Annotated in this window: 15 protein-coding genes; 13 read left to right on the top strand and 2 right to left on the bottom strand. The window is 54.1% G+C overall.

What is annotated here, in order from left to right:
• Positions 1-6: 6 nt before the first annotated feature.
• From SCARR_RS14400 to SCARR_RS14370, 7 genes are all read left to right on the top strand, one after another.
• Positions 7-1944 carry an alpha-galactosidase gene (locus SCARR_RS14400; RefSeq protein WP_136062376.1) on the top strand — a complete coding sequence of 646 codons (1938 nt, stop codon included), beginning with the start codon at positions 7-9 and terminating at the stop codon, positions 1942-1944.
• 103 nt (positions 1945-2047) lie between these two features.
• A complete protein-coding gene (locus SCARR_RS14395) occupies positions 2048-3544 on the top strand; it encodes an Ig-like domain-containing protein (protein ID WP_136062375.1) in 1497 nt (498 codons plus the stop codon).
• Positions 3545-3778: 234 nt separating this feature from the next.
• The gene (locus tag SCARR_RS14390; protein WP_136062374.1) at positions 3779-5017 is read left to right on the top strand and encodes a hypothetical protein; all 1239 of its coding nucleotides are present in this window, start codon (positions 3779-3781) and stop codon (positions 5015-5017) included.
• A 112-nt stretch (positions 5018-5129) separates the two neighbouring features.
• Positions 5130-6206, top strand: coding sequence for a hypothetical protein (locus SCARR_RS14385; protein WP_136062373.1), 1077 nt, complete (start codon positions 5130-5132; stop codon positions 6204-6206).
• 234 nt (positions 6207-6440) lie between these two features.
• Complete coding sequence (locus tag SCARR_RS14380) at positions 6441-7886, top strand: beta-galactosidase (RefSeq protein WP_168433318.1); 1446 nt, start codon at positions 6441-6443, stop codon at positions 7884-7886.
• A gap of 140 nt (positions 7887-8026) precedes the next feature.
• On the top strand, positions 8027-9367 hold the full coding sequence (locus SCARR_RS14375) for a glycoside hydrolase family 27 protein (protein WP_136062371.1): 1341 nt from the start codon (positions 8027-8029) through the stop codon (positions 9365-9367).
• 330 nt (positions 9368-9697) lie between these two features.
• Positions 9698-10708, top strand: coding sequence for a hypothetical protein (locus SCARR_RS14370; protein WP_136062370.1), 1011 nt, complete (start codon positions 9698-9700; stop codon positions 10706-10708).
• 287 nt (positions 10709-10995) lie between these two features.
• Here the strand turns inward: SCARR_RS14370 and SCARR_RS14365 are convergent, their stop codons facing one another.
• Both SCARR_RS14365 and SCARR_RS14360 read right to left on the bottom strand, forming a co-directional pair.
• The gene (locus SCARR_RS14365) at positions 10996-11919 is read right to left on the bottom strand and encodes a nucleotidyl transferase AbiEii/AbiGii toxin family protein (RefSeq protein ID WP_136062369.1); all 924 of its coding nucleotides are present in this window, start codon (positions 11917-11919) and stop codon (positions 10996-10998) included.
• Complete coding sequence (locus SCARR_RS14360) at positions 11916-12512, bottom strand: type IV toxin-antitoxin system AbiEi family antitoxin domain-containing protein (RefSeq protein ID WP_136062368.1); 597 nt, start codon at positions 12510-12512, stop codon at positions 11916-11918. Before SCARR_RS14360 ends, SCARR_RS14365 begins: the two co-directional genes overlap by 4 nt.
• Before the next feature lie 323 nt (positions 12513-12835).
• On the opposite strand from SCARR_RS14360, the gene SCARR_RS14355 reads away from it, so the two are divergent.
• The 6 genes from SCARR_RS14355 to SCARR_RS14330 all read left to right on the top strand — a co-directional run bounded on the left by SCARR_RS14355 (position 12836) and on the right by SCARR_RS14330 (position 26750).
• Positions 12836-15958 carry an ATP-binding protein gene (locus SCARR_RS14355; protein ID WP_136062367.1) on the top strand — a complete coding sequence of 1041 codons (3123 nt, stop codon included), beginning with the start codon at positions 12836-12838 and terminating at the stop codon, positions 15956-15958.
• Positions 15951-16784, top strand: coding sequence for a response regulator transcription factor (locus SCARR_RS14350; RefSeq protein WP_168433317.1), 834 nt, complete (start codon positions 15951-15953; stop codon positions 16782-16784). Before SCARR_RS14355 ends, SCARR_RS14350 begins: the two co-directional genes overlap by 8 nt.
• Before the next feature lie 279 nt (positions 16785-17063).
• Positions 17064-17900 (top strand): response regulator transcription factor, encoded by an 837-nt coding sequence (locus SCARR_RS14345; protein ID WP_136062365.1) that lies wholly within the window; start codon positions 17064-17066, stop codon positions 17898-17900.
• Between the two features lie 208 nt (positions 17901-18108).
• Entirely contained in the window at positions 18109-20292 is a 2184-nt protein-coding gene (locus SCARR_RS14340) for a fibronectin type III domain-containing protein (RefSeq protein WP_136062364.1), read from the top strand.
• A 98-nt stretch (positions 20293-20390) separates the two neighbouring features.
• Positions 20391-23708 carry a sulfatase-like hydrolase/transferase gene (locus tag SCARR_RS28630; RefSeq protein ID WP_222846328.1) on the top strand — a complete coding sequence of 1106 codons (3318 nt, stop codon included), beginning with the start codon at positions 20391-20393 and terminating at the stop codon, positions 23706-23708.
• A 192-nt stretch (positions 23709-23900) separates the two neighbouring features.
• Entirely contained in the window at positions 23901-26750 is a 2850-nt protein-coding gene (locus tag SCARR_RS14330; protein WP_168433316.1) for a sulfatase-like hydrolase/transferase, read from the top strand.
• The last annotated feature ends 112 nt before the right edge of the window (positions 26751-26862 follow it).

Below are 26862 nucleotides of genomic sequence, written 5' to 3'. Positions count from 1 at the left end.
CATGAGATGACCAACTTGAAAACAGTTTTAGGGGTCGCGGTTTTAGGGGTCGTTTCTTTTGTACATGCTGAGAGAGTGGATTTCGATGGGTGTTGCGCCACATGGGGCGACGGGCGGTTGACCGTTGGCAACACGCTGTTTGAGCGCACCTGGGCGGCCGGCGGAACCGGACTGGTTCCGGTGTCGTTTTTGCTCAAAAATCCCGACATTGAGTGGGTCGCGGATTCTTCCCGGAAGGCGAAGGCATCAGGCACGTTGGCGGTGAAGGCAATGATCGATCGGCGCAGCATCGTGGGCGCAGAGGGGCTTCATTTGGAGATAACCGTTGAGGGCCGCGCCGTGCAGAAGACCTCGCTCTGGCTTTTCCCAAAGGCATCGGGTGTTCTTATCGAGCAAAATGGAAAGGGAGGATCCGTTGCAGGCGCAGAAACGCTAATGCTGGCTCCCTTGCACCTGCGTGTTACGGAGGTGACGCTGATGGATCAGACCGACAAGCACAACGAGTTGGTTTCCGAACGTGAGTGGCTGCTGATGCCCAATGAGAAGAGTTTCGATGTTCAGGGATGTGTGCTTGGGGCGGAGAACGTGATCGATAATTCAGGGCTGGTCTTTCTTAAACTCGCACCGTTGCCACATGCACGGCAGAACAAAGAGGAAGTCGATTTTCACGTCGCCCCGGCGAAGCGGTCGATCGATTCGTTCTTCAACGGCTACCCTGTCGCGGTGCTCGGATATTGCGGTGGGCATACCGGCCGCACACGTGCGCTGCATGCGTTTCAGCGCTGTCTGCGCGAGTATCGGCCCGCCCGCGACGGACTTTTCCTTAGCAATACCTGGGGGGACCGCTCGCGCGACGCGCGGATCAACGAAGCTTTTTTACTTAAAGAGGTCGAGGCGGGAGCGGCGCTTGGTGTGGACGTGGTGCAGATTGATGACGGATGGCAGAAAGGACGTTCGGCCAACTCTGCTTCAGCACGTGGCAAGGGGGTTTGGAATGGCTATTGGGCGGCGGATCCAGATTTTTGGGACGCCGATCCTGTTCGTTTTCCCAATGGATTGGAACCTGTTGTTTCGGCCGCGCGCGACCGGGGCATGAAATTCGGTCTCTGGTTTGGTCCAGACTCAAGCAACGATGCTGAGAACTGGCGGAAAGATGCCGACCATCTACTGAAACTTCACCACGAGATGGGCATCGATTATTTTAAGATCGACTCGATGAAGACGCATAATGCGGAATCGCTCCGCTGCCAGCGGGCAATGTTTGACCGTATGCTTGAAGGGGCGGATGGTGCAATGGTGTTCGACCTTGATGTAACGGCGGAGATTCGCCCTGGATATTTCGGGATGCCGGACATCGGTCCGCTTTTTGTCGAGAACCGCTATACCGATTCACACCGCTACTGGCCGCACCAGACACTGCGCAATCTTTGGATGCTGTCGCAGACGGTGGATCCGCTACGGCTGCGCATGGAGATATTGAACAATATGCGCAATGCGGACAAGTACAAGGGCGATCCGCTGGCTCCGGCGCTGTACCGTCCGGATACTCTTTTTGCTATGGTGATGATGTCCTGCCCGCTAGGGTGGTTCGAGGTGTCGAATCTGTCTACGGAGTATACCAACCAGATGCAACCATTGGTGTCGACATGGAAGGCTGAGCGGAGCCGGATGCACAGCGGGTCAATTTTTCCAGTGGGAGAGGCTCCCGACGGCGTGGCGTGGACCGGTTTTATTTCGTCCGCAGTAGATGGGACGGGTGGCTACGCATTGCTGTTTCGCGAACTTAATGCATCGGCGGAATACAAATTGGATTTGAGCGGATACACAGCGCCTGTCCGTCATGCGACGATCCTTGGCGGTCGCGGCACTGCCCGCTTGGCGGACAGCGTGCTCTCCGTGAATGTTCCTGAGAATCTCGATTTTGTGTGGGTGAAGCTGGACTAGGTTCGACGATCGGACGAACAGGATCATGGTATGTTCTGAGAAGGAATGAATCCTTCCGGAGGATACAAGGTAGAGAAGGTGTTAAGGGAAACAGGACTCGTTGATGAAAAAAATATTCAGTTTGTTAATCATATTGGTTCTGTTCCACGCTTCGAGCGGGAATGCGCAAATGCGCGGATTGGTTGACCGGAGGGGAATCAACAGTGCGTCCGGATGGGCCGATGTTGTGGATCATTTTGTAATCAATGTCTATTGGGACGATACGCAACCGGCTGAAAACACGTATGATTATTCCGTAATCGATGCCGCTCTAGCCGAAGCTCAACTCCATGGACACAGCGTGTTCCTTCGGTTTTTTGCCGGCATTCACACGCCTGATTGGATCAAAAATGATATTGGTTGGTATGACTATACCGATGACGGCGACACACTGAAGGTACCTTACTGGTGGACGGACAGCTTCGGGGTGTATTACCGGAATATGATGCAGCGGCTGGCTGCCCGCTATGATCATGACGACCGTGTCACGACCGTGTCGATTTCTCGCTGCATGACCCAGTATGCCGAGCCGATGATCCGTCAAACGAATGTTGAGGAGGTACGCAATGATTTAATCGATGGCGGTTATACTGAGGCGAAGGATATTGCTGCGCAGAAAGAGGCCATTGACGACCACGCCGCTATCTGGACGAACACCTTTTCCAGCTATGCCTTTAATCCGTATCAATACGTAGACTCGAATAAGAAATTGCAGAAAGATATCAATGTTACCACGGATATCATGGACTATTGTGTGGCTACGTTGGGAGATCTGGCGGCTATTCAGAACAACAGTCTTCGGGTTGATCCGAGCTGGGCCGGCAATGAAATTTACCAGCTGATGTATGATCATATGATCAGCCTGAACGAAACGTTAGGAACGGTTATTGGGTTCCAGACGGCGACCTACGACCGGGTGGTGGATCTGCGTGCGACCATCGAGCGGGCGATTGAGTACAATGCCACATGGCTTGAGCTGCCGGGGGGCTATGACTCCTATACCGGTTCGGCCGAAAATCCCGATTGTGAATTGGCTGATTTTGATTTGTATGATCAGTTGATCGAATTGGGCGGCGATCAGGATCCGTCTATAACGCTGACTTCTCCCCGCGAAGGGGACTATCTCGGGGGCATTATTTCGATTACTGCGGATGCGGAGGATGATATTGGAATAAAGCGGGTGGCGTTGTTTGTTGATAACGTATGGATTGCGCAGGACAAAGTCGCCCCGTATCAGTTCGATTATGATACGACGGCGCTTTCCGACGGAGCGCATTTGATCAAAGTCAAGGCGGTTGATCTGGCTGAAAATTTTACGAAAACCGAAAATATCACGGTGGTTGTAAGAAATGCCCCTGTGATGGTTTCCCAGAGCGGAACGAATATTGTGTTGAATTGGCAGGGCTATTCCTCTGCTACGTACGCGATGCAGAGCAAGTCGAATCTGGTTGAAGGTTCGTGGGTCAATGTTGAGACGAATATGCCAGGGATTGACGGTGTCATGGTTATCACGAATGAGGTAACTGAATCACAGGCATTTTATCGAATTGTTTTGGAATAGAGTGGTTTTGTAAAAACCGCCCGGCGTGTAGATTAACCGTTTTGACCATTGGCAATCGTATGCGGTTTTTCTCCGGATAGCGGCCAAACGGCCAGTAGATTTTTTTAGCGAGGATTTGCCACTCTCTACAAACAGCTAAGGAGAGGGCTTCCAGAAGGTTGTAAAATTGTTTTCAGAAGTACATGTATCGGGCAATTACCCTTGGCGGGGCAAATAACAAACAAGGAGAAAGTCATGAGAAGATTGTTGGGAGTAGTAATCGTATCGGCTATGGCCGGTTTGGCGATGCACGCTACGGCCGCGCAGATTCTGTGGGACGGTGGTACGGATCTGCTGTTCAGTACGGCGGAGAACTGGGTGGGTGGCGTTGTTCCGGCGACGTTGGATGAGGCGAAAACCAAAACAGGCATGACGGATCTGATTATCATCGATTCCGATCAGACGGTTATGAAGCTGACTGGTGGATCGAGAAACGGGGGTGGGTACCAGATCGATGCAGGCACCTTGAATGTGTTAACTATTTATGCCGAAGGGAACACGGCGCGTGCAAACTGTCTGACGGTAATTGATGGCGGTACGCTCAACGCGCAGGGCGTTTCAAAAATCGGCATGGGAGGAGATGATGATACAGGAACGAGCACGATTCAGCTGAAGAGCGGGGCGTTCAATTCGGCGGATGTGGTTACCTTGGGGCATGAGAGTACGGGGATCTTGGAAATATCCGGAGGCACGGCCACCTTCAATTCGCGCCTTTGGATGGGTGGTGACGGAGGAACAGATACTCGAAACGGAAACGGAATTCTTACGCTTACCGGCGACGGGGTATTGAACGTGCAATCCAACGACGTGGTTGTTGGTAAACGGTTGGGCGAAGGTACGATCACGATGGCCGATTCCGCCAGTGCGGTATTTAAGAATCTTGAAATCGGTGATGTATCTGTTGTCGGTCAGGAAGGATCGGGAGCCATGAACCTGCTGGGCGGCACGCTGAATGTCATGGAAGATTTTGCCATTGATAATGGCAGCGTGCTGATTGATGCGGGAACGTTTGTCTGGGACGGCGACCATGTTGCGGATTTTTCCGCTCTGGTTGCGGCCGGGGACATCAGCTGGACCAATGGGCAGGAGATGCTTTCCGAGACGTATGCGGCCAGTTGGACGAATGACACCGGTGTTCTGTTCGCGGATTATGATAATCTGAATGTTGGGAAAACAACGGTGTGGGTATCATCCACTGCAACGACGAATACTCCCGTTGAGATCGGCAGCATATCGCTGGTGCTGAGTGAAACGAATAGTGTGGTGAGTTGGCAGGGGGATTCCTCGGCCATGTATGCCATTCAGAGCTGCCCGGATCTGGTTGAAGGCTTCTGGAGCAATATCGAAACGAATGTTCCGGGAATTGATGGTGCCATGGTCATCACGAACGAGATCACTGAACCGCAGGCGTTTTATCGAGTTATTGTGGAGTAGAGTGGTTTTGTAAAAACCGCCCGGCGTGTTGACTATAAGTTTTGGTCATTGGCTAGATGGATGCGGGCAGTTATCCTTTGCCGGGGCGGTGAAAACAAACAAGGAGAAAACTATGAGAAGAATGTCAGGAGTAGTAATTTTATCGGCTATGGCCGGTTTGGTGATGCATGCATCGGGCACGCAGATTCTGTGGGACGGCGGTACGGATCTGCTGTTCAGTACAGCGGAGAACTGGGCGGGCGGCGTTGTTCCGGGGGCGTCGGATGAGGCGAAAAACAGAGTCGGTATGGCGGATCTGATTGTCATCGATTCCGATCGGACGATTGATAAGCTGACGGGTGGATCGAGAAGCGGAGGCGGATACAAAATCGAAACTGGTACACTGACAGTTAAGACAACGTATGCCGACGGGAACACGGCGCGCGCAAACTGTCTGACGGTGATTGACGGCGGGACGCTCAATGCGCAGGGCGTCTCAAAAATCGGCTTGGGAGGAGATGATGACACAGGATCGAGCACCGTTCAGCTGAAGAGCGGAGCGTTCAATTCGGCGGGTACGGTTACTTTGGGTCATGAGAGTACTGGCATTTTGGAAATATCCGGAGGCACGGCAACCTTCAATTCGCGCCTTTGGCTTGGCGGCGACGGAGGAACAGACACCCGAAACGGAAACGGAGTTCTTACGCTTTCCGGTGACGGGGCTTTGAATGTGTTATCCGACGACGTGGTTGTTGGCAAACGACTAGGCGAGGGTACGTTCACGATGGACGATTCCGCCAGCGCTGTGTTTTTGAATCTTGCAATCGGTGATGTATCTGTGGCCGGTCAGGAAGGAACGGGAGCCATGAGCCTACTGGGCGGTACACTGAATGTAACAGGTGAGCTTGCGGTGGATAACGGCAGCGTGTTGATTGATGCGGGAACGCTGGTTTGGGATGGCGATCATGTCTCGGATTTTTCCGCTCTGGTTGCAGAGGGGAATATTAGCTGGAGTAGCGGACAGTCGATGCTGTACGACACATGGGACGCATCGTGGGTAGATGGCGAATCGATCTTGTATGCTTATCAGGATGCTATTGAGACCGGCGGCGATACGATTATCTGGGCGACTACAATTCCAGAGCCGACTACGCTGGGGTTTATTGCCGCCGCAGGACTTATTCTGATTATCAGCCGTCGCATAATTTGATCATAACAATATGAAAAATCGGATTCAGTCAGAGATGGCGGATCCGATTTTCAATTTCAGCTTTGTGCTGAGGAATCGGTGGCAATAATGCGGTTATGTGTTGGGTTTTTTTTGTTGGTGGTAGCTGGATCCGTTTCTGCGGGTCGGGTGGAACACGCTGGGATTTACCCCAATTGGTCAAGTTCCAATCAGAAAGAAGCCATCTATGCCCTTCCGTACATCGGGGGTGGTCAGGTGAAGGTTCAGTGGGCTGATTTGGAACCCCGAGAAGGCAAGTATGATTTTTCTGCCGTTGATCAGCAGATGCAATGGTTCTCGGAGCGCGGATTGGCCGCAACCATTCAGATCAACGGAGGGAAAAAACCACAATGGCTTTACGGCCGGGTGCCTTATTATCCCAGCAAACTGTCCCATCAGATTCGTGATGATCAAGGAAGCCTGATGTTTTGGTATCCGCTGCACCGCGATAGCTACATAAATCTGCTTAAAGCGTTTGCGGCGCATTTGGAAGCGGCACCGTATCGTGATCATATTCTCGGCATTCGTCTTAACTATAATCCGTTCGGAACGGAACATGCCGATCCAAAGATTAAGGCCGACCTCTCTCTTTCGCAATGGGTTATGCCGGAAGGAGTGGATCGGGAGCTCGTTGAGGCGTACAGTAAACCGGTCGTTAATCAGTATCTCCAGGCCGTGCTCAAAGAGCATATCCATTTGTTCGGAGGGAAAGTCCGGTTGTTTGTGCGGAACAATATTTCTAAAGAACGGTTGAAGCCGTATATCCCGCAGTTTGAAAACGGGACGTTGAGTTGGTATCACACCTCCAGCGAAGTGGAGCCCCGTTACGGCAGCGCGGAAACGAAATATGGACTGTTTTACCGGTACTGCCGAAGTGGGGGAACAACGGCCTATGCGGAACCGTGGGCTTCGGCGTGGGGGCACCATACAAAAATTACAGACGACCGATGGTGCAGCCCGCCCAAATGGAATTACTGGCGTATGCTGTTTGACCTGCATTGCGGGGTTTCTTTTATCGCTGTATACGGAAATGATCTGGGTGTTGCCATAAACGGGAAATATCACTATGGGGATGTGGATTATTCCGATGGTTCGACGGGCCATTATCAGGAAGAGTTCGATCAGGCGTTTAAGTTTGCGGCGAAATATGCCGGATATCATGCGTCGCCTGAAACCTCCCCGGGCGCATGGATTGCTTTTCGCGAAAACAGTACCGTGCTGGCAAAGAATGATTATTCAGCCCAAAAACGTGCGCTGAAGGTTTTCACAAACGACTATACCTTTTTAATGAAGCGTCTTCCGGGCGACCGGTCGGAGGGCGAGGGCATAATAAATATTGGTCCTGATGATCGCCGTTTTGGTGCATGGGCCCGCCGTCTGCCGCCAAAAGAGAGCCTGAGTGTGGAGGTTGATGCTGCATTTGCGGCCAGTCTGAACGGAGCGTGTATTAACGTTGTTTATCTGGATGACCATGCCGGAAGTTTTACCGTTCACGTTGCCGGTGAAACGTTCCGTGTAAAGATGTCAGGAAGCGGGGAGTGGAAAACTGAAACGGTGGCGCTGAACTCCACAAGACGCTCTTTGTGGCGCCGGAACCCGTGCATTTCAGTGTGTGCAGGGAATGCACCTGTTTTTCTGCATATGATTGAAGTGACTCGCTAGTCAGAATATTTCCGGCAATTCTCCGTTCATTTAATGGGGCATTCGCCAAACGGTGCTCCTTATGGCAGGCGGGTGGAAGGTTCGAGGGGGAAAATGAAGTACGTCGATTGATCAAACGAATCTGAAATAAGGAACCTGAAATGAACTTTTTTACTGGAATGATACTGGTCGCATCGTTGCCTTTGGCCGGTTTCGCGAAAGATATGTTGGCACCGACGCCGCCGATGGGCTGGAACAGTTATGATTCTTATGGCACCTACTGCCATGAGCAGGCCTGCTTTGACAACCTTAAAACGTTCGTGGAGGTTTTTAAGCCGCTCGGGTATGAATATTTTGTGGTCGACGGAGGCTGGTACATTGAATACGACACCGTACCGGGAACCCTGTTGCCCACAAGCGATAAGGGTCGCGAAGTCAATATGGATGAGTATGGCCGCTTTATCCCGTCGAAATGCTATTTCCCGAATGGTTTCAAATCCATCGCTGATGAGTGCCACAAACACGGGGTTAAATTCGGTGTGCATATTCTGCGCGGCATACCCCGCAAGGCGGTGGAGCTGAGTACGCCTGTTCTGGGCACAAATGTTCGCGCGGGCGATATTGCCGATACCACCAGTACGTGCACATGGAATCAGCATATCTATGGCGTTGATATGAACAAGCCCGGTGCCCAGGCCTACTACGATAGTTGGATCCAGTCGCTGGCTGATCAGGGGATCGATTTTATCAAGGCCGACGATATCGTTACCTATCCCGCCGAAATCGCTGCTGTCCGGAAGGCGATTGATAAATGCGGGCGTCCCATCACATTGAGCCTGTCGCCAGGCGGCCGTGTGCTGGGCGACGAAATCAGACTCTACGAGACTGCGGACTTGCTGCGTGTGACGGGGGATGTGTGGGACAGGCAGGCGGATATCGACAAGTGTTTTGATGCGTGGCTGACGTGGCAGTATGTACCTGTGCGTCAAGGCTTTTGGCTGGATATGGATATGATTCCGTTCGGCGAACTGCAGGTCATGGTTCCCGAAGGCACGAAAAAGAAGATGGCGGGTATCGGAACGCATCGTTTCGATCAGTTTACCGTTTCTCAAAAGGAATCCTTTATCACGATGCGCGCCATGAGCGCCTCGCCGCTGATGATCGGCGGCGTACTGCCGACGCTGGACGAAGAGTCCATCCGGTTGCTGACGAACAAAGAGATGATTGCCTGTAACCAGAATGGCGTTATGGGACATCTGGTCAATAATTCCAACTATGTCCAGATCTGGAAAACTCCTGAACGCGACGCAAAAAAAGACGGTGGGTGGATCGCGATTTTCAATCGCTGCGACGAACCCAGAACCGCTTTCATCGGACCTAAGCAGATGGGGCTTGATGCCGGGAAAAAGTATGTCCTGCGTGATGTCTGGGGAAGAAAGGTTTTCAAGCCAGGAAAAGTGACAGTCGAGCCGAACGCATGCGTTTTTGTTCGATACGAATAGGTGGCCGGTGGAGGGTGATGTGCGAAACTTGACCCGCCGGATGAACGGCTCGTATACACCTGAGCGTTTTCTGAGAACATAAGGTTCTCCGTATATTTGTATGGTGACTATGCGATTGGTTTCTTTGCAGACTATCGGTCGCTTTGCTCGCGGGACAAGATTAACAGGAGTGCCTTGTCCCGGGTTACTCTTAATGGCGTGTAGTTCAGGCTTTAGGATCCCCACCGGACAAGCCCGGATTTTTCAACCCAGAGCGTTGCCCTCCCGTCAAACGGTGCCCTATATGGCAGGAAGGTGTCAGGTGGGCGGAATGCTCGAGGGAAAACTAAAATGAAACACGTACGAGTGATCAAACGAATCTGTTTTTTTATCGCGGGAATGGTCTCCTTTTCAGTAATGGCCGCTCCGCCGAATAGTAGTTCTGTCCTTGCGGATGATCCTGCAGCCGAGAGGGCGGATGTGACGCTGGTTATACATTCGGGCTTTGAGCCGGATACTGTTTACGCGAATAGGTACTTGAAAGGGGCGGATCATTCAGTTTCGGGCGATGCAAGCAACTGGGATCGGTTGAACCCGAAATTGGATCGTTGCGTGTTTCGAACGCTCATTACGGGGACCGGCGATATTGACATTATACCGGATCCGGAGAACCCTGAAAACAGGGCGATGAAGTTCGAGATTCTTTCCCACAACGGGTTGAAGGGGAGGGCGCAAGGGGCCTTCAAGTTTCGCGCCGAAGAGCCGGTAGAAGTCGTCTGTTTCATCTACCGTTGGTATATCCCTGAAGAGTGGCGTGCCATCGCCGATATTCCAGAAGAACATGGCTGGAACGATTTTTTTGAGATTTGGTCGAAGAAGCTTCCTGAAGCCGAGTGCGATGTTTTTGACAAGGCTGGATCGTTCAGGGTAAACTTCCAGTTTTTGGAGAATCCCGATGTCGAAGGGCAATTCGGCTGGGAAATGAGAGGTGAAAATAAGAGTTACGATACTGCAGTCGGGCCTGCGCGGTGGCGTCGATACAATTGGAATGCACCGGTTCCATTCGGACAGTGGTCGACGATCAATGGGTTTCTAGTGAAGGGGGACGATCCTGAGACGAACCCTTTAAGCAAGGCCCGCGTTTTCGTGCGGATCAAGCCCGATGGCGGGGAGTGGCGCACCTTGTTTGATGTGTCGGACGAACGAACCGAGCACTCCCATCGCCCTCAGTCCGGTTACAACTCGTTTGCGATATTCAAGAACTATACGCAGGCGAAGAATGTCGATTATCTGCTCAGTCAGGGCAAACGAATCTATTTTCTATACGACGATGTGCGGCTGCGTGTCGGTCGGTTGCCGTGACGCATGTAGTCAGGATCATTCAATGATAATGAGTAGGAGATTTTTTAGGATGACGAACTTTTTAGCGAAAAAGTTCACATTGCCATCCGCTTTAAGCGGTATTTAAACCATGAAGCACGTTGCAAGTCGTTTCTTTATCAACCTTGTAATCAATATGATACATGAATTGTCTTCCGGGTCAAGCGGCGGGTTAATAGTTTGAAAAAATCTGGTTTTTGGTGGGCAAAACCCGAAGTTTCGCCCGAAGTTTTGACGCGTCATGTCGAGGGAAAAGGTCAAGATGGGCATCACGCTATCCACCCGTTTCCCGGAGACCACGTTTTGTCAAAACTATTGGCCGTATGGATCGCCTCTATGGCCGGCATGATGAACTCGGAAACTGCTGGGATAACGAACGGGAGATCCCCAACCTCGATGTTGGGTTTGGCGTTTCGGATAAATCCCTTCCATTGCTGTTGTTTTTGGTCGTCTTCGTAAAAGGCTGATCCGAATGCAAACGGAAGTTTCGAGGGAACCGGCGAACCTCTACGGTCAAAGGTGTTTTTGATTGCCGCCGACAAAACCGAGCCGTCAAATTCAAACAGTTGCGAGAGCAGCCAGATATCGAAGAAATCCTTCATCCGGCTGTTGGCGATACCGAGCCGTACCATCGCTTCGAATTTTTCGGCGATCAGGGTATAGCGGGGATAGGCCTTGAGGTGCGGTGCGGGATGATCGAGCAGAATCGGATATTCTATGTTTTCTGCTTTCGGTGTAATGGCATCGCCAAAGCCGATGTCGATTTGCAGCGGGATACGGGCGTTGCCCAATTTGCCCATCAGTGTGATACGGACACCGTCGTATTCCTGGTCTTCTCGGATGGCTTCTGCCTTGACGGAGGCCGGAAGGTATATCATCCCATCATCCTGCGGGCATTGCTGTTGGCATATGGATTGGAAGACGTCCTGGAGTTGGGCCGGAGCCGGATCCCCGAAGCCAAGAAAGTCGGCATCACGGGTCACTCGGAAGTTTTGCCCCTTCCAGACCAGAAAGAGACTGGCGCCCTTGAGAATGAATCGCTCTTGGTGGGGGGAAACGGCAAGCCTGTAGATAAAGCGCTCCATGCCATAGCGCGAAAGCACGAGGTTGAAATCGACCTTATTCGCCCTCGCCTTGTTAAGGAGGCGTTGGAATACGGAGTGCGCCATATTGCGTTTGTCATCCCGGCTCATATCGAAGCCTCCAGATAGGGACGCATGACCTTCGACACCCGGCAGATCATGGCGGCTTCCATCAGTTCGTCCATCGATGCCCTGCGGGATCGCCATGTTTCCCTAAGCGCTTCGATGGCGACATCGAGGCCGACCGTGCTGCGGAACTTGAAACAGTCGGCGACGGTTTTGGACGGGCTGTAAACCTTGACGGAAACACCGCTGATGTTGTTCTCCTGAATGCCGAACGAATAAGCCTCTCCCGACATGTACGTCAGGTGCAGCGGCGGGTATTCAATGCGGGGGCTCCACGCTCCCCTTGGCACGGCAATCCAGACTTCATGCGGCAGCTGGGTCGTGATGCCGTGGAAGCTGAGGGCGGAGATCAGACACACAACGGCGCGAGGTACGCGTTTGGCTGTTTCGGCAATCGCGGCGTGCTCGGAAAAGTCCGCATCCGGCAGGGAATAGATCCCCTGGGCTGTTTTGCGCAGCAGCCCCTTGCTGCAAAGAGTATAGAGATAGTTGCGCGAAATTCCGGCCTCCTCGACGTCGTTTGCGCTTATGAGCCCTTTTTGCTTTGCGATATCCAGTATTTGTTCCGTTGTATTCATATTTTTCCCATGTGCAATACCTATTCATATATTATGAAGTGCAGAGGTTATGCAATTTTTATTTAAAGGTTTTTGGCTTTCGTTCGTGGGAAACGCTGACGTTGCCGCGTGCAGGCGAAGGTAAATTGCGGAGATAGGGAGTCGTTGTTCAGGAAGTTTTCAGCCGGTGATTCTGCGTATGTAACGGCCTAAGGGCATAGGGTTTTGTCTGCATCCAAGGCTTGATCATTAATCTATAGGACGGACACCTTTTCGCGTGTTTGCGGTGTGAGTTTGATAAAACGTTCGTGCATTGCTCTACGTGGTTGTGCTATGCGTTTTAAATGGCGTTGAAGAGTTTATTCCTGGTGCTGCTCCTGCCGCTCTGCTGTGTGGCGGTGAAGCCGTATACACCGGTTATTGCCGATCCGGTACTGGAGCCGTGGCGCTGGCGGGAGATGGAGGAGCTGGCCGATCTGGACATCCTTTCCATGGACGAGGCGGCGGATGGCTCGATTTGGTTCGGTTGCATTGGCGGGTTGGCGCGGTATGACGGCCGGCGGATCGAGTTCATTCCTTTTGATGATGGTCTGTTGTCGGGCATTGCGCATGATCCCAACCGAGCGCCATGGGGAAAAAGCGTGCTGTGCATGCGGGACGGCGATCTGCTTGCTGTGGTCGAGAGCGGGCTGGTGCTAAGAACGGGCGGGGCGTGGAAGGTGATCAAACGGGATGTGGGACATTCTACGTTTGAAAGCCGGTTGGAACAGGCGGAGGACGGTACGGTATGGCTGCTGATGCCCAATGCGCTTTGGCGATTCAGTGCGGATCTGGCCGAGCAGCTTGTCGTGCTTCGCGCAACGGAGAAACAGCGCCTGACCTCTTTTTGCCGTGATCCGGATGGGAGCGCATGGGTGGTTCGCTCGGTGCCTTCGGAGCGTTCTGACCTGATTCAAATCCCCTTGCAAAATGGGCGGGTGCGGGAGGAGCAGGACTGGAGAACCTATCGGGTGGATATCGAGAAGACCGCCCCCCAATCAAGCATCTGTGCAGGGCCTTCGGGAACCATCTGGTACGTTGACAGCAGGATGAGCGGTGCATTGGCATTGGATGTCGGTACGGGTTTGTGGGAAACGTTTAGCCAATCCGACGGTGTTTACAGTTCTCTGATGAGGGATCGCAATGGGGGAATCTGGGCGGCGGGTTCCGGGACGCTTCGCGCCCTGCACCGCCCCGATGAAGATGTGTATTCCTCGTCCCAGCTTAATCTCCCCAATATTCCTCTGTCCCTTTATGAGACTGCAGAAGGAGGATGGTGGCTGGTTGGGCGTGGCGGATATGTGCACACGCTGGATATGAGGAGGGACCAGTGGCTGACCTATGAGGGATTGCATTTCGAGTGCGAAACGGACGACGGGCGACAATGGTATTTAACGGAGGATTATCATGTGGTGTCACATGATCCGGCCGCCGGCCGTTGGCTCGAATATGGTTTAAAGGATGGGCTGATTTCTGTTCCGCGTTCACTGCACGCATCCAGTCAAGGTTTGGTCTGGGCGGTCGGCAACCATAAACAGCGTGCGGCCTTTAGCGTCTATAATGGCTCGAGCTGGACCCGGCACGAATTGCCCGATTTCGCAAAGCTGATCTGGGCAGGTGCCGCTTTCGAAGCCAAAGACGGTACGGTTTGGCTCGGAGCCATGGGTGATGAAATAAACACACCGGATGCAGGCGGCGCGCTTCAATACGAGGTGCTGGAGGGCGGTGCCGTCCAGCTCTTGGAACGGTATGCCCCCCCCCAATTCCCTTACGCCATCCATCGGTTCGCCCAAACGGACGACGGCCTTCTATGGATCGGTTCGCCAACGATCCATGCGTTTGATATTGCGAACGGGAAAATACAAATTGTCTCTGAACTTCCCGGCATGTTCACCCATGACCTGGTGGTGGATGGAGCGCATAGCCTATGGGCGGCCAACGGATTGTCCGGTGTCTATCGTAAGGAGAAGGATGAGTGGCGGCATTTTTCCGCGAAGGAGGGGTTGGCGGGAAGGCTGGTTGTGGATCTGCTGCCCATGCACGATGGAACGCTGCTCGCCGCGTCCGATGGCGGTATCAGCCGGTTCGATGGAAAGAGCTGGGCGGGGGCGGTGTTTTCGGCCGACTTCGGTATGTCGAACCGGGGAGGAAACGTGCGCGAGTCGAACGATGGCGCCGTATGGTTTAATTTCAACGGAAAGGATATACGGTCGCTGCGGATGAACGTTAATCTGGCAGGCAAGGATCCATTCCGTACGGTTCGATACAGGCCGGATCAACTCGCGCCGGACACCTCCATTGTCGACCACCTTGATCGAGTCGACTCGGCCGGGAATATCCATATTTCCTGGTCGGGGAAAGATGTGTGGCTGAATACGCCTTCAGATCAGCTGCAGTTTTCATGGCGGCTGAACGGGGGAGAATGGTCGCCGTTTTCCGATAAAACCGACCATTCGTTTGTCGGGTTGGGGCGCGGAAGGCATACCTTTGAAGTCCGCGCCCGGGATCGCGATTTCAACATAGACTCCACCCCGGCGCTGAGCCGGTTCACGGTGGTTCCGGCGGTCTGGCAGCGCCCCTGGTTCATTGCCATGGTGCTGCTGATAGGCGGCGGGACGGCGGCGTTCATCTGGATGGTGGTCTATTACCGCAACAAGCGCTTGCGGGATCGCGCGTTGCATCTGGAGGAAATCGATCAGATGAAAACCGGATTCTTTACCAATATATCGCACGAGCTGAACACACCTCTCGGATTGATCAAGGAACCGCTGGGGCGGCTGCTGAAAAACGAGACCGATCCGCGTAAACAAACGTGGCTCGATATGGCGCTGCGTAATGCCGACCGCATTGAAAACCTGGTTTCGCAGATCCTGGATTTCCGCAAGCTCGAACGGGGCATCATCCATATTGAGGTCGTTGAGGGGGATGCGGCGGTATCTGTGCGAGAGAGTATTGAACTCCTGCAACCCCTCGCGAACAGAAATCAGATTTCCTGCAGGATGGTTTGCGAGAATGCCTGTCTGGGATGGTTCGATCCGGACAAGCTCAGAAAGATTACGTCCAATCTGGTGGGCAATGCCCTCAAGTATACGCCGGCGGGCGGAAATGTTGTGGTGGAACTGAAAACAGTCGAGGATGCCGATCGGGGTGGTACGCTTTCCTTGGTCGTTGAGGATACGGGTCCCGGTGTCGATCCCGAGCACCTGCCGCGTATCTTTGACCGCTTTTACCGCATTCCTGAAAAATCGATTGTGGACGGTTCAGGGATCGGCCTGAACCTCACGAAGGAGCTGGTTGATCTGTGGGGCGGGGAAATACATGCAGAAAGCCCTATCCACTCTGATCCGGATAGTCCCGGAACCCGCTTTACGGTACTGCTGCCCATGGAGTTGCCTCATATTTCCAATCTCGGAGAGACTCATGATTGAACAAAATAATGAATCGAACGACCCGATTGATCATTCCGAAGAACTTCCGGTCATTCTCCTGGTTGAGGATGACGCCGACTACCGCCTGCTGGTCGCTTCCGACCTTGAGGAGGATTATCAGGTCGTGGAGGCCGCGAATGGGAAGCAGGGGCTGGAAAAAGCCCTGGAGACGATGCCTGATCTAGTCGTGACCGATCTCATGATGCCGGTCATGGATGGGATTGAACTCTGCCGTCGCTTGAAAACCGGCTTGGAAACCGCCCATATTCCGGTGGTTATGCTGACGGCCAAAACGGCGGTGGAGAGCCAGGTGGAGGGCCTGCAGACGGGGGCCGACGACTACGTCACCAAGCCGTTCAATATGCTGCTGCTTCGGGCGCGCATAAAAAACCTGTTGGAGACGCGCCGTCTTTTGCGCAGGCATTTCGCCCATGAGTTTGCTCATTCCACAGGGGAAGATCCCATCTCCGAAATGCTGGAGATTCCGGAACTGCGCGGCGGACTGGATCGCGCGTTTTGGGAAAACCTCTGCCGCATCCTCAAGGCCCATTGCACCGATCCCGATTTTAATACGGATTCGTTGGCTTCCGAGCTCAACATGAGCCAGCGGTCGATGCAGCGCAAAATCAAGGCCTTGGTGGATCTGACGCCCGTTCAGTTGATTGCGGAATATCGCCTGAAAAAGGCGGAGGCCTTGTTGAAGGATCCCGAGATGCATGTGACCGATGTCGCTTTCGATGTGGGTTTCGGCGACCTCAGCAATTTCTATCGAATCTTCAAGAAAAAGCATCGCATGACCCCCTCCCAATATCGCGACGAAATATAGGTAGTCGTCACGATCATTGTCCTGTGACCGAATACCCGGATTTCCCCGATGTGGTTAAACGGAACCCTGTTCATCCCCTGAGTCCAGTCCTAGCCCCAAATCCTATTTGGCGGAAATCGCAAGTGTTTTGGCGGAAAAACCCAAGCCACGAGTTTCCATGATATGGGAAAACGTTCGGCGACTGGGGCTTCGTAGCCGGGGACTCCCGTACTCCTATGAAATCGTTACGAAAAACAGGAAGAACTTTTGCTGGATTGGGAGGCACTCGCGGAGAGAAACATGAGTAAGCGAAATGATGAATCGAACATGCGCCCTGATGATTCGGAAGATATTCCGGTAATCCTGTTGGTTGAGGATGAAGCCGACTACCGTCTGTTGATCGCTTCCGATCTTGAGGAAGACTACCAGATCGAGGAAGCAGCCAATGGGAAAGAGGGACTGGAAAAGGCTCTGGAGACCATACCCGACCTGGTCGTGACCGATCTTATGATGCCGGTCATGGATGGACTTGAACTCTGCCGTCGCTTGAAGGCCGGGGTGGAAACCGCCCATATCCCGGTGGTTATGCTGACGGCCAAGACGGCGGTGGAGAGCCAGGTGGAGGGCTTGCAGACGGGAGCCGACGACTATGTGACCAAGCCGTTCAACATGCTGTTGCTCCGGGCACGCATAGGCAACCTGCTGGAGACGCGCCGACTTTTACGCAAGCATGTCGCCCGCGAGTTCGCATGGTCTTCAGAGGAAGATTCTGATTCCGATACGTTGGATATGCCGGAACTGCGCAGCGGCCTCGACCGCGTGTTCTGGGAAAACCTGACCCGCACCCTCAAGGCCAATTACCTTGATCCCGCTTTTAATACCGATTCGCTGGCTTCCGAACTCAACATGAGCCAACGTTCGCTGCAGCGTAAAATCAAGGCCTTGATGGATCTGACGCCCGTTCAGCTGATTGGGGAATACCGCCTGAAAAAGGCGGAGGCCTTGTTGAAGGATCCCGAGGTGCATGTGACCGATGTGGCTTTCGAGGTGGGCTTCGGAGACCTAAGCCATTTCTATCGGATTTTTAAGAAAAAGCACGGTATGAATCCCACTGGGTATCGTGAGGAAAAGGTGTAGATGCAAAAAAAACGCCTATTTCAGGAGTATTTGCTGTTTGGCGGAAATCACCACTATTTTGGCGGAAAAAACCAAGCCGGATCTTTCGGGATATGGGAAAACGTTTTATCCCTTGGAGAGGAATGTGCGATTACGCAGGATTTTAAGTTGGATGCCGGAAATGGATTCTCGGGGAGTTCATTCGGTTGAATAAATGAACAGGAGGAAAATGATGAAAATGAGAGGCATAACACTATTCGCAGCCCTATTGGGCATGGCGATCGGGACGCAGGCGGCGCTGCCGGAGATAGGCGACACCATCTGGCTGAAAGGCGGTACAGACAATTCATACGTGTACGCAAGTGGGAGTGCTCTGGTAGCCAAGGCAGAGACCGACGTTGCGAACGCGCTAAACTTTGTGGTGCACAGTGCCGACGGATCAGACTCGAACTTCATTTTTCAAGTGGCGGACACCACTAGTTACGTGATAGTGGTTACCAATAACGATGACATTCTGACGATTGATGCAACCGCTCTAACCAACAATCCTCTGACGCATTTTACCATGACGGAAATAACCGAGGGTACGTACGCCGGAACGTATGAGTTGAGCTGCTTAGCTCATGCCGATCCGGTAGTGCATGAAAGAGGTAATACTCATACATTAAAGGCGCATAGCACCTCGGGTGGTAGCATTAGATCAGCATGGACATATGGTGTCGTGGGTGCCGCGCTTGAGCCTCCGACGGGGCTGGGCGCAAACACCTCCGATTCGCAGGTCGTCCTGGATTGGGACAATGACGTCTCGGGATTGCTCGATACCTATACCGTTTACCGCTCGACCAACACACCGGTCACCATCAGCGACACGTTGCTCGGCTCTCCAAGCAACAGTCAGTTTACGGACACGAATGTAGTCAATGGCACGACCTACTACTATGCTGTTACGGCAACCGATGGATCGACTGAAACGGATTTGAGCAACGAGGTGTCGGCCACGCCGCCGACCGGAACCGCACAGCCTAAAAGACTCAAAGCGTTGGGCGTTCCCGCGGCTGTCTTGTTGGACTGGGCAGACGACACAACCGGCCATCTGGATTACTATACCGTATATCGCTCGACCACCACGCCGGTAACCACCGGTAGTCCGGTGCTCACCAATGTGACTGCAAGTGCTTTTACCGATTTTGATGTAGTTGCCGGAACAACCAACTATTATGCGGTGACGGCTGTCGGCACCAACGGTGTGCCGCCGGAGAGTGCCCTGAGCGACGAGGTTTCCGCAATTCCCTTTGCGGCCGTAACCGAGACGGTGCTGTTCCAGCATATCGATGCTACCGTGGCCGCCAGCGTACAGACTGATGGCGTTACCAATGGCATGGGCATCGTAACGGACGTGGTCGACCAATCGACGTTCGGCAACGATGCAACGGATGTTGCGGATGGCGATGACTTAGGTCCCGTTCTGTGGCCCAGCACCGATCTGTTTGGTTCCGGACGTGCCGGATTCGACATGGGCACTGACATGCGAATGCTCAACCTGTTCACTAACGGGACGGACGCTTTACTTGATTTCACGGGCGATGCCTCGGGTAGCGATGGATTCGCCATGCTGGTGGCATTCAAGACGCGTACTATGACAGAGGGAGTAGCCAATATTTTTCTCAATAACGGCCCGATCTCGATGGAATATGATGGCGACGACGGCGAAATGACGGTGGAACTGGGTAGTGCCACCCTTACGCAATCCGGGGCGGGTGTGGAAGCTGGAGACACCATCGTCTATGCACTGAACTATAATGCTTTGACCGGAGAAACGACCTTCTGGGATTCCAAGAATAATGAGGAAGTCAGTGTTACGGCTGAAGCCCATGGTGATTTTTCAGGCGATCCACTGCAGTTGGGCGGTTCCGGAAGAGACAGCCGGATTTTTGATGGGCTGATGGGTGAGGTGAAAATCTTCAGCACCAAGCTTCCCGCCGATCAATTCGAGGCGCAACGCGATGCCCTGCGTCTGAAATGGGTCAGTGCGGATGCGACGGGCTTCGACGTGTGGGTCAGCAGCTGGGGGGTCAACCTCGGTTCGGCAACCAACGACTGGGACAACGACGGAATCAACAATCTGGCCGAATATGCCTTTGCAGGCAATCCGACCAATGGTACCGACGACACGTATACCGATCTGGTCACTGACGGTGGTCTGGTGTACATCCATCCGCAGCCCAAGAACGATGCGGACCTGAACTATGCGGTTCTCACCATGGATAACCTGCCATACGACACCTGGACGGATGAAGGCTACACCGCGGTGATCGGCACCTACGTGCCGGCTGAAGGAGACTACAACTATGTGTCCAACTCCGTGCCGACCACGGATGCGGTGAAGTTTATCCGCGCAAGCGCGGAATATTAACAAATCCGGACAGACAGTATTGCCGGGGATTGACATGAAATGTCTTTCCCCGGCATTTTTCTGCAACCAAAGGCCACGCTCAAATGGAGAACAGCAGAATGAAAAAAACAGTACTATTGTCACTGCATTTGCTCGGAGCCGTTTGGGCCTGGGCGGCCGCTCCCGTCGGGGAAACGGTTTGGCTGTACCATATTGATAATGCTTCCTACGTAACCGCCGACGCGGGAAACGGCTATGCGGTTACCGCGCAGGGGGTTTCTTCCATCGGCGGTGCCCAGCTGTTCATCATTGAAGATGTCGACGGCACGAACATTGCGCTCAAGGCGTTTGTCAACGGCAAGTATGTCCGGGTTCAGACCGACGACAAAGACAAGCTCTATGCCGTAGCGACCAACACCACCGATGCATTGACCCACTTCCTTTGGTCTGACCTGTCCGGTGGCAAGGTTCGCCTGACGTGCGTCGGCGATCCTGACGGAAACGCGAATGTCAGCCCTGGCGGAGCTTCTGAAATTCTGCGGTCAAACACTTCGGAAACCGGCTCCGAGACCGAGTTCTTCTGGGGAATCGTAGAGGGCTTGTTGCCCATAGACAACCTGGTCTATTCCGTCGATGACGAATCGGTGACCTTGGATTGGGATGATAATGTTTCGGGGAACCTCGATTCCTACCGGGTCTACCGTTCCTCCGAAAGCGGCACCAACTATGTGGCGATCGCTACCAACGTGACCAAAAGCACATATACGGATGTCGGCATGCCCGGCGGCATCACCTACTACTATGTCGTGAAGATGGTGGACACCAACGGCGCGGAGTCGCCCCTCAGCAACGAAATTGCGGCGGTGCCGAACGAGGTGGTGCGTCTGCAGCATCTGGACGCCGCCAACGCGGCAAGTGTGTTTGTATCGGATGGCGTGGTAACCCAGTGGATTGACCAGGCCGCCAGCGGCAACCATGCGGTTCCAAGGATTGGAAACGCGCTTTATCCGAGCACCAGTGTTTCCGAATCCGGTCTGTCGGGTGTGGACATGCAATCCAACCGCAACAGCCTCGAACTCATTTCAGAGTCCGCCTCGGACGCCTGGCTCGACCAGTCGGTCGGATCCAACGGCTTCTGCGTGTTGGTTGCCCTCAAGTGCGACTCGGTTTTGGCGGGCGGAAATGATGTGCTTGGCAACTCGGCATTTGGCCTGGGCTTCAACGGAGCAGGGCAGCCGCAGGCCTGGCTCGGCGGGCAAATGGTTCCGTCTTCCAGTCCTGGGAACGTCGAAGGCGGCGATACGCTGGTGCTGGCGTTTAACTATGATGCCGCAACGGGGGCGTACGAATTCTGGGAATCGAAAAGCGGCACATCCACCACCGGCACGGTGGCGGCTGCCGATTTTTCAACAGCGGAGCCGGTGACGCTGGGCAGCGCCGCATCAGCTGACCGCTATCTCGACGGCATGTTGGGCGAGGTGACGGTGTTCGGTTCCAACCTGAGCCCGACGCACTTCAAACTGCAACGGAATCGCTTGATGGGTAAATGGTTCAACCGGCCGAATATTGTACTGATTTATGTGGATGACTGGGCGTGGAATGGAACACCCATCCGGATGGATGACCGCATGCGGAATTCGGCCATGCCTGAGATCATGGAAATGCCGAACCTGGAATCGATGGCGCAAAACGGCATGGTGTTCCGTAATGCGTACGGTTCACCGCAATGCACCCCGGCACGTGCCGCGATTCAGACCGGCCAGTCGAACCCGCGCAATGGCATGACCGTGTACATGGGGAATTCCGGATATTATGATGACGATTCCACTACCGAGGGGCAGAAGTACTACAACTTCCCGGTGATCGCAAATGGTGCGGACAACACCCTCAGGCCGGAGGCCGTGACAATTTCCGAAGCGCTTGCACCGCTGGGCTATGCTTGCGCCCATATCGGGAAGTGGCATATGCGCGGCGACCCCGGGGACGAAGGCTATGTCCGGCACGACGGCCCCACTACGAACGACGAGGGGAATAATTATAATGAAGAGGACGGCCTGGCTGGGTTGGAAGATCCGAAGCTGATGACGCAGATCACCGACGACGGCATCGCCTTCATGGAGGAGCAGGTGGCGGCTGGGCAACCGTTCTACCTCCAGCTTTCGCACTATGCCATGCATGGAGGCTGGGAATGTACCCCCGAGTCACGGGCGCGCTACCAGAACCATCCGGCTGTGGTGGCCCACAATGACGGGGAGACCGATCCGGCACTGATCAATCATAAGAAAGATCCCGCGGTCTTCCTGGGCATGGCCTACGAACTGGATCTGAAGATCGGGGAAGTGCGCCAAAAGATCGCCGAGCTGGGCATCGCCGACAATACCTACGTGGTCATGGCAGGCGACAACGGCTACCGCCACGACTTTTACGATGAGCTCTCCGGCCTTTTCCAACCGCTGCACATGCAAAAATGGTGGTTGTGGCAGGGCGGGATCCGCGTGCCCATGGTTGCGGAGGGTCCCGGAATTTCGGCGGGTTCGTTCACTGCGGCCAACGTCGTTAACTATGATTTTCTGCCGACCTTCATCGATTGGGCGGGCGGTGATCCAGCCCGTGTGCCGGATCTTGACGGCATCAGTCTGGCCGGACTGATGCAGGGTAAAACGCCAAGCTGGGATTTACTCGAACGTTCGCTCTATTTCCACTATCCGCACTACCGCAACACCATGCCTCATTCGGTGATCGTGAAGGGGCACGAGGCGGTGGTTTATTTCTATGAAACCCCGGTACGTTTCCCCACGTGGGAGCCGATCATGTATTTCGATATCGGAAGCGATCCGGGGCAGTACCACAATATCTATCCGGACGACCCGGCACGCGCCGAAGCGCTCTATGCCGATATGACCAACTACTTTGCTTCGGTGGGTGCCCGCATACCGCTGGTTCCCAATCCAAACTATGTCGAATCGGTCTACACGAACGTCAGCGAATATGCAAAGCGGGTTACCGGGGGGCCGTTCATCGGTACCCGTACGGCGGAAAGCGATGAGTCCGGCCCAACCACATTCGCCGACTATTGGATGGATTCCTGGGGCGTGGACATTGGTTTATCCACCAACGATTTTGATGGCGATGGAGTGGACAACCTCGCGGAATATGCCCTGGGCGGTGATCCGACGGATGGGCTGGATCCCGGCAAAGTTCCTGCCTTTGGAAGGGCGGGGGATCATTTCAACTACACGCATGCGCGGCGAAACGACGATTCGGATCTGGTCGACACCATCGAGTCCACCACCAACCTGGTTTCCGGTGTCTGGACGAATGCCGGTTATGCCGTGGATGGAATTCAGAAGAATGCCGGCACATTCGACGCCATAACCAACTCTATACCGATTTCCGATGACGAGACATTCATCCGGCTGAGGATAGAGAGAAAATAAGCAGAACCGGATAGAAATTCGTGAATGAAGGGTGGCGGAATCCCCCATTGTTTTGGCGGAAAATACCAAGCCGGATTTTTTCGAATATGAGACGCTGTTACTATTGAGGGCTTAAAGTATTTGGTTATGGATATCCAGCGTTCCCGCCGGCGCGTCCGAGCGAACGAGTGGAAATGCAGGGCTGAGGAATATATGATGAAAAGAATCCACAATGGCAGCGCCTTGGTGGCATGGCTTCTGGCGGCGTCGGCCGCGACACCGCTTTGCGCGGAAGTTTTGGTCGATCTGCAGACGATCAGCCCGGCCGACAGTCGCTCCGCGACATTTTCGGATCTGGACGGAACCGTTTCCAGCAGCGATTCCAGCTTGATTCCTTCAGGCACCCTGTCCGCTTCCGGAAGTCTGATTGCCGGCGAAACCTTCGGCTTCACCATTTCGGGCGTAAGCGACTGGGACTTCGACGTCGCGACTAGCGCTGGTAGCGTGAACACCTATTTGAGTGGACTGACCTCTGCAAGCATTGCCGGGAACGATAAAGGCTGGGGGCTCGCATCGGGCGCAAACGAGGGATTTCTCGCCGCTGCGGGCGAGGCTTTGGTTATTACTTTCAACCTCAGCGGGCTGACTGCGGTGCCTGGGTCGGGTTTTCGGTTAAAGGGTGTTGCTTTGGGAAGGATCGGCGATACTGACGCTTATAATTACATGGTCATTGATGCTTCCGGGGACAAGGTTGCCGCATCAGCCTCCGGCCGGACAAGCGAAAATCTTTTTCTTGATATCGCCCTTAACGATGGCGACTCGTTGGTGATCGGCCGCGAGGCCGATGATTTTCGGGTCGCGGCTTTTACGGTCGATGTGCCCGCACCGCCTGTTTCGCCGCCAACGGATGTGATCGCCATCGGGGGCGATGCGCGCATCGACCTTTCATGGACAGCACCGGGCGGGGCGGTTCTGGGCTACGAGATTGATCGCTCAACCACTTCGGGCAGCGGGTTCTCCTCCCTGACGAATGTCGCAACGACGTCATTCACCGACCTTGGATTGACCAACGGTCAAACCTACTACTATCTGGTTTCCGCGGTCTACGCGGAAACCAATGTGGCGGCGGCGGAAGTGTCCGCCCAGCCCATCGAACCCGCTCCCGCCAATAGTCCCAATATCATTTTCTTCATCGTCGACGACCAGGTGAAAGACGAGGTCGCTTGCTATGGCGGCCAGGTGCTTACGCCGCACCTCGACCGCCTGGCCGCTGAAGGGATGCGGATGGATGCTGCGCATGTCGTGGCCAACGTGTGTACACCCTCGCGCTACTCCATGTTCACCGGTCGTTATCCGGGAAATTCATACTGGCCTGAATATCTGGAAGCCTACCCGACGAACCGGCACGGCTCTCCCGAATTCAACGTGGGGCTGGAGGACGACAATATGAATGTCGGCAACGCGCTTCGGCTGGCAGGTTATGTAACGGGGCACGTCGGCAAACTGCACGTCGGTGCCCATGGGCTGAGCAGTGATGTGTTCAGCGCGGACGATGACCCCGAGGATCCCGCCGTAATTGCTAAATGGCAGGCCAGAGAACTTTCGACCCGTCAGTGGGTCCTGGAGCGCGGCTTTTCCTGGGCGAAGCATGTTTACTCTGGGAATATCGACGACCCCTACAACAAGCATAACCCCGACTGGATATTGGAGGCGGCGCTTGAATTCATCGGCCTGAACCAGAATCGGCCGTTCTATCTGCACTATTGCACCACCATGATGCATGGCGGGCCGAACAACTGGACCGACGCATTGGATTATCCCCTGTATTCCGGTGCCGGCCTTCTTGCGGAGCCGCCCGACGTGCCGATCTCGCGCAGCAGCATCTCGGCGCTGGTCGATGCGGCGGGATTTGATTCGGACACCTATGGCTTCACCTGGATGGATGCAACGGTAGGCGCCATGCTCGATAAGCTCGATGCATTGGGTATCGCCAGCAATACGTTTTTTGTTTTCATCTCCGATCACGGCACCGACGGCAAATTTTCGCTGCTCGACCACAACGGCACCAGCGTTCCCTGCATCATCCGCTGGCCGGATGTGGTTCCGGCGGGTTCCGTTTGCTCCAATCTGGTTCAGAACACCGATATGGTTCCGACCTTTTTCGATGTGGCCGGAGCCGCGGTACCCGAAGGCTATCGGATCGACGGAACCAGCATTGCGCCCATCTTTTCCGATCCGTCGACGAATGTACATGAACATATCTTTTTCGAAATGGGCTACGGCCGCGCCGTCCGCACGGACAAGTGGAAATATACTGCCGTCCGGCACGGTTCTGACCGCTTTGCGGACATTGAAGCGGCCAAGTTGCTGAACATGCCGCGCGATCTGGCCTATGTGGGCAACATGAAGAGAGTTTCGAGCCATCTGGAGCTCCGTCCTGACTGCTACGATCTGGATCAGCTCTACGACCTGGAAAACGATCCGCTCGAAATGACCAACCTCGCTTACAACGTGGCCTACGAGGAGCAGCTGAACACCATGAAGGCTATCCTGACCCTCTACCTCGAAGCGCAGGGGCGTCCGTTCGGGGAATTTGTTCCCGGCGAGGATTCGGTACCGATCGAACAGGTTCAGCCCTACGTCGACCAGCTGGAGCTGGTGCGTCCGATCGACAATGATTTTGAATATGTTTATTCCATCAACGGAACGCCCTATTGGTGGCTCTATGAACAGGAGCTGACCAACGATGCCTACGAAGTCGAGGATCTACTCGACACCGATGGCGACGGACTCGTCGCGTGGGAAGAATACATTGTCGGAACCATCCCGACGCAAGCCGGTTCGGGGTTGACCGTCGCAGCGGATGTCCAGCCGTTGGGCGGCGGGTTTGTCGTCCGCTGGCCCAGCGTCGCGGGACGCATCTACACCGTAGAGCAATCAACCAATTTGTTGAGCGGTTTTCAAACCCTGACCAACGTCGTTGCAACCCCGCCGGAAAACACCTGCACCGGCACCGTGCAGCAAGCCGGCGCCTACTACCGCGTTCAGGCTGAAATGGAATGAACTGAACCAGCAGAATTAATACGACAGATCGGCTTTGGCGGAAATCGCCACTGTTTTGGCGTAAAATCCCAAGCCATGAGTTGGGGTGCTTTGGGAAACTGTTTCTAAATGC

This window comes from Pontiella sulfatireligans, assembly GCF_900890705.1.
In the GTDB taxonomy this organism is placed as follows: domain Bacteria; phylum Verrucomicrobiota; class Kiritimatiellia; order Kiritimatiellales; family Pontiellaceae; genus Pontiella; species Pontiella sulfatireligans.
The sequence above is the reverse complement of the archived record's forward strand: the minus strand, read 5'-3'. Positions and strand labels throughout refer to the sequence as shown.